This window comes from Gellertiella hungarica, from assembly GCF_014197145.1.
Taxonomy (GTDB): Bacteria; Pseudomonadota; Alphaproteobacteria; order Rhizobiales; family Rhizobiaceae; genus Gellertiella; species Gellertiella hungarica.
In genome coordinates, this window is the sequence record NZ_JACIEZ010000001.1 from 542257 (window position 1) to 559148 (window position 16892).

A 16892-nucleotide genomic window follows, 5' to 3' on the forward strand; every position below is an offset into this window, starting at 1 on the left:
ATCGCCCCCGAAGGCATGCACTTCATGAAGCACCTACTGGAATCCGAGCTCGTCTATGGACGCCTCCTTCTCATCGAGGAGCCCCATCTCGTTCAGCGTTACAACAAGGCGCTTGCGGGATTCGGTCTTCCGCCGGTGACGCTGGAGCGCTTCCGCATCGACATGATGGGCTTCTCGCCCGAAGTGGCACAGGCGCTGGGCGATCTGGATTATCTCGATCCGCTCAAGGTCAACCGGCGCTTCATCATCCTGACGCCGGAGCAGGAGCGGTTGCCGCTGGCCCATTCCAGCTTTTCGAACACGGGTGCGCTGATGCACCGCTTCTTCGAGGCGAATGCACGGGCGCTGCATGCCATCACCATCAAGGATGCGGTCTACGGGGAGATCGAGGACTCGGTGGCGGCGGTCGACACGCTGGACGATCTGCTTTCGATCAACGAGGTGCGCTTCCGGGTTCTTTCGGCAGACGACCTGCTGGGCAAGGCCGCCGATCTGCGCGGTCTCGTCGACCGGCTCGTTGCCGAGGACGATCTCTGGCGGGACGACGAAACCCTGAACCGCATGGTGGAGCTGGCCAGGGTGACCGGCGACATCCGCCAGAACGCGCTGGTGCCCGATCAGCTGGTCTTCCGGCACGAAGCCTTCTGGGCCAATCATTTTGGCGGCGTCTATGTCTTTCTCGACGAGAAAACGGCAACGGTGATCTGCGATCCCGAAGCGCCTGGCTTCCGGCGCTCGCGGCCCTGGCAGGTGAGCTATATCCCCGCGAACGACCCGAAGCTGATCTTCGACTTTCTGGCTCGTACCGGCAGGTTACAGCTGCCCCGTGCCAGCTGGGTGACGCAATCGGGCCTGATCGAACACCGCCGCGCCATGGCGGTCGAGGACCTGATCGCCCACGCTCTGCCGGAGACCGATTTCTCCCGGCTGGATCCCGTCTTTATCCAGACCTTCCTGCAGCGCAATGCATCGGCGGTGACGGCGGAGGGGACCTACCCCTTCCTGACCGAAAAGCTGCGCGAGCTTGGCGAGACCGGAGAGGTGCGGCTCGATCTCGTTGCGCCCCGTCAGCGCTTCCTGCTTGTCAGGGCCGAGCCCGGCCACCGGGACGCCTGGCTGACGAACCGCCTGATCGCGGCGCAAATACCGCAGGACTATCTGTCCCGCTTCATCTTCGACCGGGAGGGCTTCTATCTCAGATATGAGGAATACAGCGATAATTTTCGCGCCCATGTTGTCTCACGGCTGACAAGCTCATATCTCAGAAACAAGCGAGCCATTCGCGAAAAACTCTACGCTATGGGAGACGAGGACCATGCTTGACCCGATCATCGCCTTTTTCGAGCGCGTGTTTCGCGCCATCGGCCGGGGCTTCGGCCTGGTGATCGCCTGGCTCGTATGGCCCTTCATGGCTGCCCATGGCTGGTACAGCGGCCGGAGCTTTCTGGTGCGCATACCGATTGCGGCCTTTCTGGTCGCCCTGGTTGGCCTCTACGGCTACTTCATCTGGCAGACGCAGGTCTGGACCAGTTTCAACCCCAACTTCATCGACCGCTACAAGCTGGGCGAGCGAAATCTTTCGGCCGGACTGGAAAAGCCCGCGGCCTCCGGCGCCGCCAGGACCTGCCAGCGCTCGGCGATCGTCGACGTGACTGCCGAACTCATCGACGACAACGTCAACAGGAACGCATGGATTTCCTCCATGCTGCTCTACAAGCTCGGGCTCTTCGGCACGGACTGGGATCACACGCCCTTCCTAGACAACAAGGCCTCCTTCCAGCGCGGCGTGAACGAGGCGGTGCGCCGCACGACGGTGGAACTGGTGGATACGCTGGTGCGCATGCGCGGCACCTCGGCCATCAACAACAACCTGCAGAGCGCCCGCAGCAAGCTGCAATATGAGGAGAGCAACTGGTACTTCGGCCTCTCGCCCTTCGGGCCGCTCACGCCGACGCCGAGCCAGTACCGGGCTGCCATCGACGACCTCAAAGCCTTCAACACCGAGCTGGAGAGTTGCGCGGCCAATTTCGATACCCGCGCCGACAATCTGCTGGTTTTCGTGGATCGCGTCGCCAACTCGCTCGGCGGCACGTCCGCCATCCTCAAGGAGCGGGCGGAGAAGCATGCCAATGGCTGGTTCGACACCCGGGCGGACGATCGCTTCTGGTTCGCCTACGGGCAGCTTTACGGCTATTACGCCATCCTGTCTGCGGTGCGGGCCGATTTCGACCAGGTGCTGAACGAGCGTAACCTGAAGCCGATCTGGATCGAAACACTGAAGCAGTTCCAGGCGGCGCTTGCGGTGCAGCCGGCTATCATCTCGAACGGGCGGGAGGACGGCTGGATCATGCCCAACCATCTCTCGACGATGGGCTTCTACATTCTGCGCGTGCGTTCGAACCTCGTGGAAATCCGCTCGATCATCGACCGCTGATCCGAGGTCCGGCTAACCGGCACAAAAAAACCGGCGCACCGCGCCGGTTTTTTCCTGTCTGGATTCGGTGTTGCGTTCAGGCGATGAGCTTGAGGCGGAGCGCCTTCGCCACCAGCTGGGTACGGTTCACGCAGTCGAGCTTGCGGATGGCATTGGTGAGATAGGCATTCACGGTGTGGTCGGAGAGGGTCAGGATCTGGCCGATCTCCACCGAGGTCTTGCCCTGTGCCGTCCAGCTCACCACCTCCAGCTCGCGCGCCGAAAGCGGATTATGCTGTGCGTCGCGGCTCATGGTGATATGGCCGAAGACTTCGAGCGCCTGCAGCGACAGCATCGAGAGCTCGTTGATCTCGCTCTGGGTGAGGGCACTGCGGGCACCATCGAAGCGCAGGCCGTAGCGATGTCCGTCGCTCAGGAAGAACGAAATGATCACCCCCGAGCTCAGACCGTGGCGGCCCATGAGGTCGCAGAGCTCCACCACCGGCTGCTTCGAGCCCGGACCCTTCAGATCGTCCACCGTCCAGGAGATCGGCAGCATGGAGCGCCTGACCTTGATGGATACAGGGCAGTGCGTCAGCATCTGGCCCCGGTCGAAGTCGCGCAGGAACGCCTGCGGCAGCGTCGACTCGTGGATGAGCGGCCCGAGGATCTTCTCCTGCTCGGAAGGGATCCTCAGCAGCGAGACAAAATCGTAATTGAAGGATTGGCGCATGTTTCCGAGCGCTATCCTCAGTGCCTCCCGGCTCTTGGCTGCTGCAAGTTCCCCAGTCAGCAAGGTTTGGCGTCCGGTATTGATCATTGAACCATTCCGGCCCGGACCGCGAACCATGGCAACGGCAGCCCGAGACTCAATCATGTTGCGGTTGTACAGCTTTGCACGCGGCGGATTTAAGACGTAAGTCGAAACCTATGCAATGCTAAATCTTGTATCAAGACATGATGCTGTTCTAAAACGGTCGCCAAATGGCCGCTAAATGCCTCAAACAGGCAAGAGAGCCGTGCCCTTTACCTCTTCCATTACCGCGTAGGTATGGGTCTCCCGGACGCCCGGAAGCGGGAGAATCACTTCGGACAGGAACTGGCGGTAGGCTTCCATGCCTGCGACTCGCGCCTTTACGAGATAATCGAAGCCGCCTGCAATCATGTGACATTCCATGACGTCGTCCGAACGTTTCACGGCGGCATTGAAGCTGTCGAAAACATCGGGGGTGGTGCGGTCGAGCTTGACCTCGACGAAGACCAGAAGGTTGCGGCCGAGCTTCTCGGGCGAAAGGATCGCCATGTAGCCGGTGATGTAGCCGTCGCGCGTGAGCCGCTTGACCCGCTCGGCCGTGGCGGTCGGGGAGAGATTGACCCTCTCGGACAGCTCGATGTTGGACAGACGGCCTTCCTTCTGGAGTGCCCGGAGGATTTTGCGGTCGAGCCGGTCAAGTTCCTTCATTTTTCCCTGTCCCTTTTCTGCCCAGCCATTTTTGCAACCAGAAAACCTTACAAAAACCCGCGGCAAGATCAACTCGCAAGGCGCCCGCCGGGCACGCGGCCCATTGACGCCCGCAGGCCGGTGACGCCCCCGGGGCTCAGCCTTCCGGGCTCGCCTTCTTCTTGGCCACCATCTTTTCCAGAACGCCGAGCATCAGCGCCGACAGCACGAAGGCGAGATGGATGATCGTGAACCACATGAGCTTGTCGTTTTCATACTGGCTCGCGTTCATGAAGACCTGCAGCAGGTGGATCGAGGAAATCGCCACGATCGAGGACGCGACCTTGATCTTGAGGCTGCCGCTGTCGAGCTTGCCGAGGAAGGAGACCTCGTTTTCCGTCTCCTTGTCTTCCGCTTCCTCGAATCGCGACACGAAATTCTCGTAACCGGAGATCATCACCATCACGATGAGGCTTGCGACGAGCGCGGCGTCGATGAGGCCGAGGATCGCCAGGATCATCCCCGCTTCGTCATAGTCGAAGACATGGATCGCGACCTTGTAGAACTTCCCCAGGAAGGACAGCGCATAGATGGCCAGGGCCCCCACCAGGCCCATGTAGAACACAACCAGCAGCCAGCGGCTTGAGAGGATGATGCGTTCGATGATCAGCTCGATCGACTTCATGGAGATGCAAATTCCCGTTGAACGGCAGATTTGCGGTGCATTTGGCACGGGAGGGGCCCGCTCTTCAAGCGCTCCGGAGCGTTCGCGGCCGAAAAGCGACATGCATGCCGCTTATGAAAGACACCCTCCGATCCGACCGCGAACTTCCGGTTCAGGCGGCGGCAGCGGCGTGGACAGAATGTCGCAATTGATCAACAAGGTGGCTGAACCCGGCGTGGATTTCATCTCCGATTGGGGCTCTATTGCGCCCATCTTGCCTTTCCATCTGTTTGCCTAGGGAGCGAATTCAAATGGCAGAAGTGAAGTCCGATATCGAAATCGCGCGCGCCGCGAAAAAGAAGCCGATCCTCGAGATCGGTGCCAAGCTTGGCATTCCGTCCGAGCATCTGCTGCCCTACGGTCATGACAAGGCGAAGATCTCCGCCGAATTCATCGCCCAGCAGAAGGACAAGAAGAACGGCAAGCTCGTTCTCGTGACCGCCATCAATCCGACGCCGGCAGGCGAAGGCAAGACGACGACGACCGTTGGCCTCGGCGACGGCCTGAACCGCATCGGCAAGAAGGCCGTGATCTGCATCCGCGAAGCTTCGCTCGGGCCCTGCTTCGGCGTGAAGGGTGGCGCGGCTGGCGGCGGTTATGCCCAGGTCGTTCCGATGGAAGACATGAACCTGCACTTCACGGGTGACTTCCACGCCATCACCTCTGCCCATAACCTACTGGCAGCACTGATCGACAACCACATCTACTGGGGCAACGAGCAGAACATCGACATCCGCCGCATCGCATGGCGCCGCGTGATGGACATGAACGACCGCGCGCTGCGCGAGATCGTCTGCTCGCTCGGCGGCGTTGCCAACGGCTATCCGCGTGAAGCCGGCTTCGACATCACCGTCGCTTCCGAAGTGATGGCGATTCTCTGCCTTTCCAACGACCTGAAGGACCTGGAAAAGCGTCTCGGCAACATCATCATCGGCTACCGCCGCGACAAGACCCCGGTCTTTGCCCGCGACATCAAGGCCGATGGCGCCATGACCGTTCTGCTCAAGGACGCCATGCAGCCGAACCTCGTGCAGACTCTGGAACACAACCCGGCCTTCGTGCATGGCGGTCCGTTCGCCAACATCGCCCACGGCTGCAACTCGGTCGTTGCCACCACCACCGCGCTGAAGCTCGGTGAATATGTGGTCACCGAAGCCGGCTTCGGTGCCGACCTCGGCGCGGAAAAGTTCTTCGACATCAAGTGCCGCAAGGCCGGTCTCTCGCCTGACGTTGCCGTCATCGTCGCGACCGCCCGCGCCATGAAGATGAACGGCGGCGTGAAGAAGGAAGACCTCGGCAAGGAAAACATCGACGCGGTCAAGAAGGGCTGCGCCAACCTCGGCCGCCACATCCAGAACGTGAAGAAGTTCGGCGTGCCTGTCGTTGTCGGCATCAACCACTTCTACTCGGACACCGACGGCGAAATCCAGGCGATCAAGGACTACGTCGCCACGCTTGGCGCCGAAGCCATCCTCTGCAAGCACTGGGCCCACGGCTCTGCCGGCATCGAAGACCTCGCCCGCAAGGTCGTCGAGCTTGCCGAATCCGGCCAGTCGCAGTTCGCTCCGCTCTATCCGGATGAAATGCCGCTGTTCGAAAAGATCGAAACCATTGCCAAGTCCATCTACCATGCCGGCGAAGTCATCGCCGACAAGTCGGTCCGCGACCAGCTGCGTTCGTGGGAAGAGCAGGGCTACGGCAACCTGCCGATCTGCATGGCCAAGACCCAGTACTCCTTCTCGACCGACCCGAACCTGCGCGGCGCGCCGTCGGGCCACACCGTTCCGGTCCGTGAGGTTCGCCTCTCCGCCGGCGCCGGCTTCATCGTCGTCATCACCGGCGAGATCATGACCATGCCGGGCCTGCCGAAGGTCCCGTCCTCGGAAAAGATCTACCTCAACGAACAGGGCTACATCGAAGGCCTGTTCTAAGAACCGGTTTCGAAGGTTCAGAAACAAAGAGCCCGGCGCAGCGATGCGCCGGGTTTTTCAATCAGCCCTTATGGTTTAGAGGGGGCTGCCAACGAGAGATCAGATCGCTTTCGATAGATTTTCTGACTTCATCATCTGCGGGCGCAAGCATAAGGTGAATTTCGTTTACCCCCAACTGAAGTGCGGGGCGTAGTTTCTCATGATTTCTCAGTCGCCGCTTCATGTCGATGGCCTGGCCGATGTATATTGCTTCACAGCCCTCACGCGTGGCTTTTGATAGTATATAGATGCCCGGTAGCTCTGTTGGTTCGTTTCCTGCCTGCAGGACCTCAAATCGGTATTGAATTCCGGAGGAGCCTTTCCAATTAACATAACTGTACACGGTGAAATCCTTCATTGGGGAGGGTATGTTCACGAAACGTTTCGAGAACAATGACGTTATACTGCTTAGCTTGTGATAAAGTAAATGCGAAAATTAGTGGATTATAAATTGTGTTCATTTATCGGATTGGCTTGCCTAAGTTTTCGACTGCGATATGGGCTAGATCATATAGCGAAGTGGGCAGAACTTCATGGCTGAACTGACGGACGAGCAGTTCACCCCCGCGATGGAACGCGGTGTTGAAGCAGACAGGGCGGAACCCCGGGCTTCTGCCGTGCACTATGACGATGCTGGCCGACGGGTGCAGGTGGCGTTGCGCAACGGCTGCACCTTCACCTTCCCCGTGTCGCTGGTGGCCGAGCTCGCAGAGGCCGCCCAGGAAGATCTGAAGGAGGTACGCGTTGCCGGCACAGGGACAGGCATCCGCTTTCCGAAACTGGATGTAGACCTCTCGGTTCCCGGCTTCTGATGGGTCTTTTCGGCACCCGGCGCTGGCTGGCACAACAGGCGGGCTCGGCCCGCTCGGAAGCCAAGGCGCGTGCTGCCCGCGATAATGGCCGAATGGGCGGGCGACCGAAGAAAAGCTGACGCTTTTCCCTTGCGCCGCATCCAATCTGCCGCTAGAAAATACGGCCATGAACACGTCCTTGAACATGATTGCAAACTGGTGGTGGGCTCGCTGAGGCGGCCTTGACCAGTCATGTCCACAAGGGACGAAAGACCAAGCCGCCCGAAAGTTTCGAGGCGGCTTTTTTGTTACCCGCCTCCAGCCCGGGCAGAGAGCAGAAGGGGAATGCGAGAATGGCCACGATCATCCGGGATGACGGCGCTGAGATCTACGAGACGAAGGGGGGCATCACCGTCACCCGCCAGCGGCGCTCCACGCCCTATGCGGATGCGGTCTCGTCCTATGTGGACCGGCTCGACGAACGGCGCGGCTGCGTTTTCTCCTCGAACTATGAATATCCGGGCCGCTACACCCGCTGGGACACGGCGATCATCGATCCGCCGGTCGGGCTGTCGAGCTTCGGGCGCCGTGTCTGGCTGGAGGCCTATAACGAGCGGGGCGAGGTGCTGCTCTCCTTCATCAGCCGCAAGCTGGAGACGGTGGACGAGATTTCCATCACCGGCGTTGCGCCCCGCCGCGTCGATCTCAAGGTGAAGGATCCGGATCGGGCCTTTACCGAGGAGGAGCGCTCGAAGATCCCGACCGTCTTTACGGTCCTGCGCGCGATCACCGATCTCTTCCACTCCTCGGCCGATGCCAATCTCGGCTTCTACGGTGCCTTCGGTTACGATCTCGCCTTCCAGTTCGATGCCATCGACTTCAAGCTCGAGCGCCCGGCCGACCAGCGCGACATGGTGCTCTACATCCCGGACGAGATCCTCGTGGTGGACAACTACGCCGCCAAGGCGTGGATCGACCGCTATGATTTCGAGATGAACGGCCAGACGACGGCGGGCAAGGCGGGCGATATCGCGCCCGAGCCCTTCCGCATGACCGACACGATCCCGCCCCGTGGCGATCATCGTCCGGGCGAATATTCCGAGCTGGTTGTCAAGGCGAAGGAGAGCTTCCGACGCGGCGATCTCTTCGAAGTGGTGCCGGGCCAGAAGTTCATGGAGCGCTGCGAAAGCAAGCCTTCGGCGATATCCAAGCGCCTCAAGGCGATCAATCCGTCGCCCTATTCCTTCTTCATCAATCTCGGCGCACAGGAATATCTGGTCGGCGCCTCGCCCGAAATGTTCGTGCGCGTTTCCGGCCGCCGGATCGAGACCTGCCCGATCTCCGGCACGATCAAGCGCGGCGACGACCCGATCGCCGACAGCGAGCAGATCCTCAAGCTGCTCAACTCCAAGAAAGACGAATCCGAGCTCACCATGTGCTCGGACGTGGACCGCAACGACAAGAGCAGGGTCTGCGAGCCGGGCTCGGTGAAGGTCATCGGCCGCAGGCAGATCGAGATGTATTCCCGTCTCATCCACACAGTCGACCATATCGAAGGGCGTCTGCGGGATGGCATGGATGCCTTCGACGGCTTTCTCAGCCATGCCTGGGCGGTGACCGTCACGGGTGCGCCGAAGCTCTGGGCGATGCGCTTCATCGAGGCGCATGAGAAGAGCCCGCGCGCCTGGTATGGTGGCGCCATCGGCATGGTGGGCTTCAACGGCGACATGAACACGGGGCTCACGCTGCGCACCGTTCGCATCAAGGATGGCATTGCCGAAGTGCGGGCGGGCGCTACCTTGCTCAACGATTCCATTCCGCAGGAAGAAGAAGCCGAAACCGAACTGAAGGCCTCCGCCATGATTGCCGCGATCCGTGATGCCAAGAGCGCCAATTCCGAGAGCAAGGGCCGCGATGCGGCCAAGGTCGGGACGGGGGTCAACATCCTGCTCGTCGATCACGAGGACAGCTTCGTGCACACGCTGGCGAATTATTTCCGCCAGACGGGCGCCACCGTTTCCACCGTGCGCACGCCCGTGCCGGAGGAAATCTTCGACCGGCTGAACCCGGATCTGGTCGTGCTGTCGCCCGGGCCGGGCAGCCCCAAGGATTTCGATTGCAAGGCGACGATCAGGAAGGCGCGGGCCCGCGATCTGCCGGTCTTCGGCGTCTGCCTCGGTCTGCAGGCTCTGGCGGAAGCCTATGGCGGGGAGCTCCGCCATCTGGCGATCCCCATGCACGGCAAGCCGTCCCGCATCCGCGTGCTGGAGCCGGGCATTGTCTTCTCCGGTCTCGGCAAGGAAGTGACGGTCGGGCGCTATCACTCGATCTTCGCCGATCCGACGACGCTGCCGCGGGATTTCGTGATCACGGCGGAAACCGAGGATGGCACGATCATGGGTATCGAGCACACGAAGGAGCCGATTGCGGCGGTGCAGTTCCATCCGGAATCGATCATGACGCTCGGCGGCGATGCCGGCATGCGGATGATCGAGAACGTTGTGGCCCATCTTTCGCGCAAGGCAAAGACCAAGGCCGCCTGAGAGACCCTATCTCCCGAAAGGGATTGGCGTTAAAGGAAGCCGCGCCGGCCTGTCTTGCCGGCGCGGTTTTTTGTTTGGCGCCTGTCTTGCGCCATAACGTCAAAGGAGAATGCTCATGGGCAAGACCGACGTGTCAGGCCTCTCCCAGCTCGGCCAGAATGTGGAAGCCCCCAAAAACCCCGAGGAGGCCGTGCTGGAGCGCGTTCCTGCCTCGCATGCGGGCACCGATTACGTGGTGCGCTTCACGGCACCGGAATTCACCTCCATCTGCCCGATGACGGGCCAGCCGGATTTCGCCCATATCGTCATCGATTACGTGCCGAACGAGTGGTTGGTGGAGTCGAAGTCGCTGAAGCTCTATCTGCATTCCTTCCGCAATCACGGTGCCTTCCACGAGGATTGCTCGATCGACATCGCCAAGCGGCTGGTCGCCCTTCTGGAGCCCAAGTGGCTGCGGATCGGTGCTTACTGGTATCCGCGCGGCGGCATTCCCATCGATGTCTTCTGGCAGACCGGTGCGCCGCCCGAGAATGTCTGGCTGCCGGATCAGGGGGTGGCGCCCTATCGCGGGCGCGGCTGAGACCGGAGGAGGGGGCGCTGCCCCCTTTTTTCTTACCGGATGGCGGGCAGGAGAACGGGGCTTGCCCGGCGCAGCAGACGGCCGGCGAGGAAGCCGGTTGCAATCAGGGTGGCGGAGGTCACCAGGAAGCCCAGCGCGAAGCTCGCGGGGTCGCCACTCGTTTCCAGACCGTGGGCGTGCCCATGGAAGAGGGCGAAGCCGGCGAAGAGGGCGAGCGAGGCCGGATAACGCTGCGGGAGGAGGGCAAGTCCTGCAATGACGGCAACGGACAGGAGGATCATGCCCTCAACGGCCGGTAGTGCCACGCCGCCCAGCGCCACGGCGAAGCCGCCTGCCATGGCGGCCAGAAAGGCGGCTGCCAGCCCCGCGGCGAACTTCGACCGGAAGGACGAGGCGGCAAGCCCGGCCGCCATCATCGCGGCCAGGTGATCGAACCCGGTCAGCGGGTGCAGGAGCCCGGCGGCCAGTCCGGCCTCCGCCCCGTGGCCTCCATGGGCAAAGGCAGGCGAAGCGATGAGAAGGGGGATGAGGAAAGCCAGTTTTTTCATCGACAGGGTTCCTTCGTGCAAGGGATCGGCAGCCGGCGCGCATGTTGCGTTGCACAAGAAGAGCCGCATCGGGGCGGCCTGTCCATACCCTGAACAAGATTTTTTTGGCATTGGCGGGTCTCCCTGTGCAGTGCCGAAGCCGGTTCTGCGGGATAAGCATTCCTTCACCCTTTGGCCGCTTGCCGCTTTCTTCCATTGTCATCCCCCCTGACTCGCATTATCTGCTTTAGGACTGACATCTGGAGATGGTTGATGAGCGAAGAAGACGACAAGAAGACCGAACTGCCGCTGGGCAAGGAAACGGAAGCGAACCTGTTCAAGTCCCGTTCGATCTTCATTTACGGCCCGATCAACATGGAACTGGCGCAGAAGGTGTGCTCGCAGCTCGTGGCGCTTGCCGCGGCCAGCGACGAGGACATCCGCATTTTCGTCAACTCCCCGGGCGGCCACGTGGAGTCGGGCGATTCGATCCACGACATGATCAAGTTCATCAAGCCGAAGGTCTGGATGATCGGCACCGGCTGGGTCGCCTCTGCTGGCGCCCTGATCTATGTCAGCGTTCCCAAGGAGCGCCGGCTGTGCCTGGCCAACACCCGCTTCCTGCTGCACCAGCCGTCCGGCGGTACGCGCGGCATGGCCTCGGACATCGAGATCCAGGCCCGCGAAATCATCAAGATGAACGAGCGGCTCAACAAGATCTTCGCGGCCGCAACCGGCCAGCCGATCGAAAAGATCGCCAAGGACACCGACCGCGACTACTGGCTTTCCGCCGAGGAAGCCCGGGAATACGGTCTGGTCTCCAAGGTCATTTCCTCGCAGGACGAAATCGGCGCCTGAGCCGGACGTCCCCCTCGACATCTCAAGGGCGCGCCGAAAGGGGCGCCCTTTCCCGTTTGTCGGAAAGCTCTTGTAACGGAGCGCTATTTATCGGAATAGTCCCGCGGGTGAAGGCGCGCTAGATCTGGCCTTTGGAACAGGCCGGGAGGCATCGATGAGCTTATCGACACGGGAAGATACGGAAGGCAGGAGCCGCAGGTCCGCTGGCGCGCGATGGATCGCTGCAGCGGGTCTTTCGGCGATGCTCCTCGGGGCGCTCCCCGCCATGGCGGGCGAGACGACCGTGACGCTGAACGGGGGCATTGCCGCCACGCTCAACATTCCCGATTCGGTGAAACCGGAATCCGCGCCCGCGCCGGCGGTCCTGATGCTGCATGGCTTCGGCAGCAGCCGCAATGAGGTGGGCAACCTCTTTGCCCGGCAGGCGGAAGCGCTCGCAGCCCGGGGCATCGCCTCGCTGCGCATCGATTTCCGCGGCTTCGGCAAGAGCGACGGTGACACCGGGTCCACCACGATCGACAGCCAGCTGGAAGATGCGAAGGTCGGTCTCGCCTATCTCACCAAGGTGAAGGGCATCGACAGCGCCCGTGTCGGCGTGCTCGGCTTCAGCCTTGGCGGGGGTGTTGCCATGCTGGCCGCCGCCGACGAGCCCCAGAAGATCAAGTCGCTCGCAACCTGGTCTTCGGTTGGCGATTTCAAGGCGGATTTTCTTGCCAGCCTCGGCCAGAAGGCCTTCGACCGGGCGAAGGAAGATGGCGTCGTCGGTCTCGATCTCGGCTGGCGCACCATCGCCCTCAAGCAGGCGTTTTTCGACAATCTGGAACAGCACCGGCTGGACGATGCCATTGCGAAATATCCCGGCGCCTACATGGCGATTGCCGGTGCAAAGGATGGCTCTGCGGCCTATCTGGTGAAATTCGCGAGCCTCGCCAAGGGCCAGACCAAGCTGACCCACGTCATTCCCGAAGCCGACCACATCTTCAACGTCCTTGGCGACGACCAGTCCAAGGCGGAGGATGTGCTCGCGAAGACCACCGACTGGTTCGCCCGTACTCTCTGACGACATAACCGCCCCTACGGACCGTCCGCCCATGCTGAAAGATCTCTCCCCGCAGGCCTTCTTCATGGGCCTTCTCACCGCGTTCGTTGGCTTTGCGAGCTCCTTTGCCGTCGTGCTTCAGGGCCTCAAGGGCGTCGGCGCTAGCGATGCGCAGGCTGCTTCCGGCCTGATGGCGCTTTCCATTTCCATGGGCCTCTGCGCCATCGTGCTCAGCTTCTCGACACGGCTTCCGGTCAGCATCGCCTGGTCGACGCCGGGCGCGGCCCTGCTCGTCAGCGCAGGGGCAGCCGTGGGTGGGTTCAATGCGGCCGTCGGCGCCTTCATCGTCTGCGCGATCCTGATCGTCATCGCCGGGCTGTTCAAGCCCCTCGGCCGCGCTGTGGCGGCCATTCCGGCGCCGCTTGCCAATGCCATGCTGGCAGGCGTGCTGGTCGGCCTCTGCTATGCGCCGGTCAAGGCTGTGTCGTTCAACCCGGCCTTCGGCCTGCCCATCGTGCTTGCCTGGCTCGTGGTGGGCGCCTGGAAGCGGCTTTATGCGGTGCCGGCAGCGCTGATCGCCTTTGCCGGCGTGCTGGCCTTCGGTGTCGACATACCCGAGGGGGCTTTTGCCAGCTGGGCTCAATCCCTTGGCCCGACGGTTCTTCTCGTGAAGCCGGAATTCCACCTCGCCAGCATCGTTTCGATCGGCCTGCCGCTCTTCATCGTCACCATGGCCTCGCAGAACATTCCCGGCATTGCCGTGCTGAAGGTCAATCAGTACGAACCCAATCCCGGCCCGCTTTTCGCGACCACAGGCCTGTTTTCGCTGTTCTCGGCCCCTTTCGGCGGCCATGCGGTGAACCTTGCGGCCATCACGGCGGCCATGTGCGCGGGCGAGGATGCGCATCCGGATCCCGCGCGGCGCTATTGGGCGGCCGTCATCGCCGGGATCGGCTATGTCGTCTTCGGCCTTCTGGCCGGTGCGGTGACGGGTTTCGTGGCGCTCGCGCCGCCGGTTCTGATCCAGGCCGTCGCCGGGCTGGCGCTGGTGGGCGCCTTCTCCGGTTCGGCATTTGCGGCGCTGAAGGAGCCCGAAACCCGCGAAGCAGCGGCGGTGACCTTCATCGTCACCGCCTCGGGCGTCACCTTTGCCGGCATTTCCGGCGCCTTCTGGGGCCTTCTCGCCGGCGGCCTCGCCATGGGTCTGGCGCGGGTGGCGCGGCGCTGAGCAGCGCCCTGATCAATAGGGCGAGGGCAGCAGGATCGCATTCGGGTTCTGGCGGAACACCTGCACCTCGCGCTCCGCATCCTGCAGATCGAATTCCGCATCGCGCAGATAATCGCGAGACCAGCGCATCTGCCGGTCGAGGTCATCGATCTCGGCCCGGATGCGCCGATACTCCGCCTCGTCCTTGGTTTGCTTCAGGAGCGCATAGCGCTCGTCCATCTGCGATCGCTTGGAGGAGATGTCGTTCCTGAGCTCCGAGACACGGTTGCGCGCCTTGTGGGCGTTCTGGCCGATGCCATAGCCCTTGAGGAAGCCTGCCGAGCGATCGGGCGGGCATACGTTGTAATAGGCATCCCCGGCCTCGCCACGGGCAAGACCGTTCATCGGAGTGCAATAGCGCAGCACGCCGACCTTGTAGCCTTCGTTCCATTGCGACTGGTCGGGCACGACCTTGATGCGGGCGCAGGACTTCGTGTGGTCGGCAAAACGGCTCTGCGGATCATAGCCAGCCGCGCCGTCGGATTCGCCGATGACACGCCAATCGGCGGCGGCGCATTCTTCCTTGGTGAGCGAGTAACAGGATGCGAGGCCGAAAAGACACAGCCCCATGGCGAAAGCGAGAAGAATACGCATGATGATCCCCTGGAAGTTGAGAAAAGCTAACGGCTTTTCCCGGAGGCGCAAAGGGCAAATTCTGGACTAATCCATGCGCGGATTTGCAGGGCGACACACTTGACCCGGGGCCCGATGCCGCTGTAGGTTTCGCCCCATGAACACAGGGACCGCTTTCATTGCTGTCATGTCCGCCTCCGGCTCCGTACCGGCGGCGATGCCTTCGCGTGTTCCAAACTCGCTTCTTCTTCTCGGCCTTATCCGCGGTTGCCGGGTCCGTTGAGGAGCGCCCGGCGGCCGGGCAAGCCGTTTGGCTAAGAGCTCCTCACCAGAAACCTTTCGCTGAATTAGACCTTTGAGGGTCCCGCAGCCTATCGCCAGCCGCTGTCAAACAGGGTATGAGCGGTGCCGAAACTGCGGTCCAAGATGATGAGACGAGACTGACATGGACGCCAAGACTTCCGTTGCCCGCAAGAAGGGCATGCCCGAAGCCGCCAACAAGTACCAGCCCTATCCGCAGGTCAACCTGCCGGATCGCACCTGGCCGTCGAAAGCGATCACCAAGGCGCCGATCTGGTGCTCGGTGGACCTGCGCGACGGCAACCAGTCGCTGGTCAACCCGATGGGCCACGACCGCAAGGCAAGGATGTTCAACCTGCTGCTCGACATGGGCTTCAAGGAAATCGAGATCGGGTTCCCCTCCGCGTCCCAGACCGACTTCGACTTCGCCCGCTGGTGCGTGGAAGAGGGCAATGTGCCTGACGACGTGTCGCTGCAGGTGCTGGTGCAATGCCGCCCCGAGCTGATCACCCGCACCTTCGAGGCACTCGAAGGCGCTCACCGGCCGATCATCCACTTCTACAATTCCACGAGCGAGCTGCAGCGGCGCGTGGTTTTCGGCAAGGACGTCGCGGGCATCAAGCAGATTGCCGTCGATGCCGCAAAGATGATCACCGACATGGCCGCCAAGGCGGGTGGCAACTATCGCTTCGAGTATTCCCCCGAAAGCTTCACCGGCACGGAGCTCGAGGTGGCGCTGGAAATCTGCAATGCCGTGATTGCCGAGGTCCGGCCGACGGCGGACAACAAGCTGATCCTCAACCTGCCGTCCACGGTGGAGATGTCGACGCCCAACATCTATGCCGACCAGATCGAATGGATGTGCCGCAACATCGACAATCGCGAGAACATCATCGTCTCCCTGCATCCGCACAATGACCGCGGCACCGGCATCGCCGCCACCGAGCTCGGCCTGATGGCGGGTGCGGACCGCGTGGAAGGCACGCTCTTCGGCAATGGCGAGCGCACCGGCAATGTCGACGTGGTGACGCTGGCGCTGAACATGTACACGCAGGGCGTCGACCCGCAGCTCGACTGCTCCGACATCGAGCGCATCAAGGCCGTCTATGAATATTCCAACGAGATGGCCATTCCGGAGCGCCACCCCTATGTGGGCGAGCTGGTCTACACCGCCTTCTCCGGTTCGCACCAGGATGCGATCAACAAGGGCATGAAGGCGATCAAGACTGCCAACAAGCCCACCTGGGAAGTGCCCTACCTGCCGATCGACCCGCGCGACGTGGGCCGGACCTACGAGGCGATCATCCGCATCAACTCCCAGTCGGGCAAGGGCGGCATCGCCTATGTGCTGCAGGAGGATTACGGCCTGAACCTGCCGCGCAACCTGCAGGTCGAGTTCCGCGAAGACATTCAGCGCATCACCGACGAAGAGGGCAAGGAGCTTCCCTCGAAGGCGATCTACGAGCGCTTCCTCGAGCGCTACGTGAACCAGCCGGGAGCCCGCATCCAGTTCGTCGACCATCACACCTTCGCCGACCCCGACAACAAGGGCCAGCGGATCGTGGATGCCGAAATCATCGACAACGGGGTTTCGAAGCGCATCGAAGGCCGGGGCAATGGCCCGATCGACGGTTTCGTCAACGCGCTCTCGACCTATCTGGGCGTCGAGATGAGCGTTCTGGACTATTCCGAGCACTCGCTGCAGCATGGCTCCAACGCATCGGCCATCTGCTACATGGAAATGGCGCACAAGGGCGGCAGGCTCTTCGGTGTGGGCATCAATACCAACATCGTGGCAGCCTCGCTGGAAGCGGTCGTCTCGGCCGCGAACCGCGTGCTTTCGGAACAGTCGGCAAAGGGCTGATC

General features: G+C 61.9%; 17 protein-coding genes. 11 read left to right on the plus strand and 6 right to left on the minus strand.

The genetic code is table 11. From position 1 onward, the window contains the following. The first annotated feature begins 24 nt into the window (after nucleotides 1-24). Nucleotides 25-1323: a DUF6638 family protein gene (locus GGR23_RS02525; RefSeq protein WP_183364539.1), complete on the plus strand. Its 1299-nt coding sequence runs from the start codon at nucleotides 25-27 to the stop codon at nucleotides 1321-1323. Then, a complete protein-coding gene (locus GGR23_RS02530) occupies nucleotides 1316-2434 on the plus strand; it encodes a DUF2333 family protein (protein WP_183364540.1) in 1119 nt (372 codons plus the stop codon). Before GGR23_RS02525 ends, GGR23_RS02530 begins: the two co-directional genes overlap by 8 nt. A gap of 76 nt (nucleotides 2435-2510) precedes the next feature. Here GGR23_RS02530 and GGR23_RS02535 read toward each other — a convergent pair whose 3' ends face one another. The 3 genes from GGR23_RS02535 to GGR23_RS02545 all read right to left on the minus strand — a co-directional run bounded on the left by GGR23_RS02535 (nucleotide 2511) and on the right by GGR23_RS02545 (nucleotide 4539). Beyond that, complete coding sequence (locus GGR23_RS02535) at nucleotides 2511-3233, minus strand: LuxR C-terminal-related transcriptional regulator (protein WP_183364541.1); 723 nt, start codon at nucleotides 3231-3233, stop codon at nucleotides 2511-2513. Between the two features lie 180 nt (nucleotides 3234-3413). Beyond that, nucleotides 3414-3875 carry an Lrp/AsnC ligand binding domain-containing protein gene (locus GGR23_RS02540; protein ID WP_183364542.1) on the minus strand — a complete coding sequence of 154 codons (462 nt, stop codon included), beginning with the start codon at nucleotides 3873-3875 and terminating at the stop codon, nucleotides 3414-3416. Nucleotides 3876-4011: 136 nt separating this feature from the next. Next, nucleotides 4012-4539 carry a TIGR00645 family protein gene (locus GGR23_RS02545; RefSeq protein WP_183364543.1) on the minus strand — a complete coding sequence of 176 codons (528 nt, stop codon included), beginning with the start codon at nucleotides 4537-4539 and terminating at the stop codon, nucleotides 4012-4014. Between GGR23_RS02545 and GGR23_RS02550 the strand changes: the two genes are divergently transcribed. Then, entirely contained in the window at nucleotides 4517-4816 is a 300-nt protein-coding gene (locus GGR23_RS02550) for a hypothetical protein (RefSeq protein WP_183364544.1), read from the plus strand. The two genes, GGR23_RS02545 and GGR23_RS02550, sit on opposite strands and share 23 nt — an antisense overlap. Nucleotides 4817-4829: 13 nt before the next feature. Next, nucleotides 4830-6509: a formate--tetrahydrofolate ligase gene (locus GGR23_RS02555; RefSeq protein ID WP_183364545.1), complete on the plus strand. Its 1680-nt coding sequence runs from the start codon at nucleotides 4830-4832 to the stop codon at nucleotides 6507-6509. Nucleotides 6510-6570: 61 nt separating this feature from the next. Here GGR23_RS02555 and GGR23_RS02560 read toward each other — a convergent pair whose 3' ends face one another. Next, a complete protein-coding gene (locus GGR23_RS02560; RefSeq protein ID WP_183364546.1) occupies nucleotides 6571-6906 on the minus strand; it encodes a GIY-YIG nuclease family protein in 336 nt (111 codons plus the stop codon). Nucleotides 6907-7081: 175 nt separating this feature from the next. On the opposite strand from GGR23_RS02560, the gene GGR23_RS02565 reads away from it, so the two are divergent. The 3 genes from GGR23_RS02565 (at nucleotide 7082) to queF (ending at nucleotide 10462) form a co-directional block, all read left to right on the plus strand. Then, nucleotides 7082-7360, plus strand: coding sequence for a DUF2442 domain-containing protein (locus tag GGR23_RS02565; protein WP_246364864.1), 279 nt, complete (start codon nucleotides 7082-7084; stop codon nucleotides 7358-7360). Between the two features lie 332 nt (nucleotides 7361-7692). Next, nucleotides 7693-9882 (plus strand): anthranilate synthase, encoded by a 2190-nt coding sequence (locus tag GGR23_RS02570; protein ID WP_183364547.1) that lies wholly within the window; start codon nucleotides 7693-7695, stop codon nucleotides 9880-9882. Between the two features lie 115 nt (nucleotides 9883-9997). Continuing rightward, the gene (queF, locus tag GGR23_RS02575; protein ID WP_183364548.1) at nucleotides 9998-10462 is read left to right on the plus strand and encodes a preQ(1) synthase; all 465 of its coding nucleotides are present in this window, start codon (nucleotides 9998-10000) and stop codon (nucleotides 10460-10462) included. Between the two features lie 32 nt (nucleotides 10463-10494). On the opposite strand, the gene GGR23_RS02580 is transcribed toward queF, so the two are convergent. Next, nucleotides 10495-11010, minus strand: a complete 516-nt coding sequence (locus tag GGR23_RS02580; protein ID WP_183364549.1) for a HupE/UreJ family protein — start codon at nucleotides 11008-11010, stop codon at nucleotides 10495-10497. A gap of 252 nt (nucleotides 11011-11262) precedes the next feature. On the opposite strand from GGR23_RS02580, the gene GGR23_RS02585 reads away from it, so the two are divergent. From GGR23_RS02585 to GGR23_RS02595, 3 genes are all read left to right on the plus strand, one after another. Next, the gene (locus GGR23_RS02585) at nucleotides 11263-11847 is read left to right on the plus strand and encodes an ATP-dependent Clp protease proteolytic subunit (protein WP_183364550.1); all 585 of its coding nucleotides are present in this window, start codon (nucleotides 11263-11265) and stop codon (nucleotides 11845-11847) included. 154 nt (nucleotides 11848-12001) lie between these two features. Then, nucleotides 12002-12907, plus strand: coding sequence for an alpha/beta hydrolase (locus GGR23_RS02590; RefSeq protein ID WP_183364551.1), 906 nt, complete (start codon nucleotides 12002-12004; stop codon nucleotides 12905-12907). Between the two features lie 31 nt (nucleotides 12908-12938). Beyond that, complete coding sequence (locus GGR23_RS02595) at nucleotides 12939-14114, plus strand: benzoate/H(+) symporter BenE family transporter (RefSeq protein ID WP_183364552.1); 1176 nt, start codon at nucleotides 12939-12941, stop codon at nucleotides 14112-14114. A 12-nt stretch (nucleotides 14115-14126) separates the two neighbouring features. On the opposite strand, the gene GGR23_RS02600 is transcribed toward GGR23_RS02595, so the two are convergent. Continuing rightward, nucleotides 14127-14747 (minus strand): DUF2799 domain-containing protein, encoded by a 621-nt coding sequence (locus GGR23_RS02600; RefSeq protein WP_210296816.1) that lies wholly within the window; start codon nucleotides 14745-14747, stop codon nucleotides 14127-14129. A gap of 424 nt (nucleotides 14748-15171) precedes the next feature. On the opposite strand from GGR23_RS02600, the gene leuA reads away from it, so the two are divergent. Further along, nucleotides 15172-16890 (plus strand): 2-isopropylmalate synthase, encoded by a 1719-nt coding sequence (gene leuA / locus GGR23_RS02605; protein ID WP_183364553.1) that lies wholly within the window; start codon nucleotides 15172-15174, stop codon nucleotides 16888-16890. The last annotated feature ends 2 nt before the right edge of the window (nucleotides 16891-16892 follow it).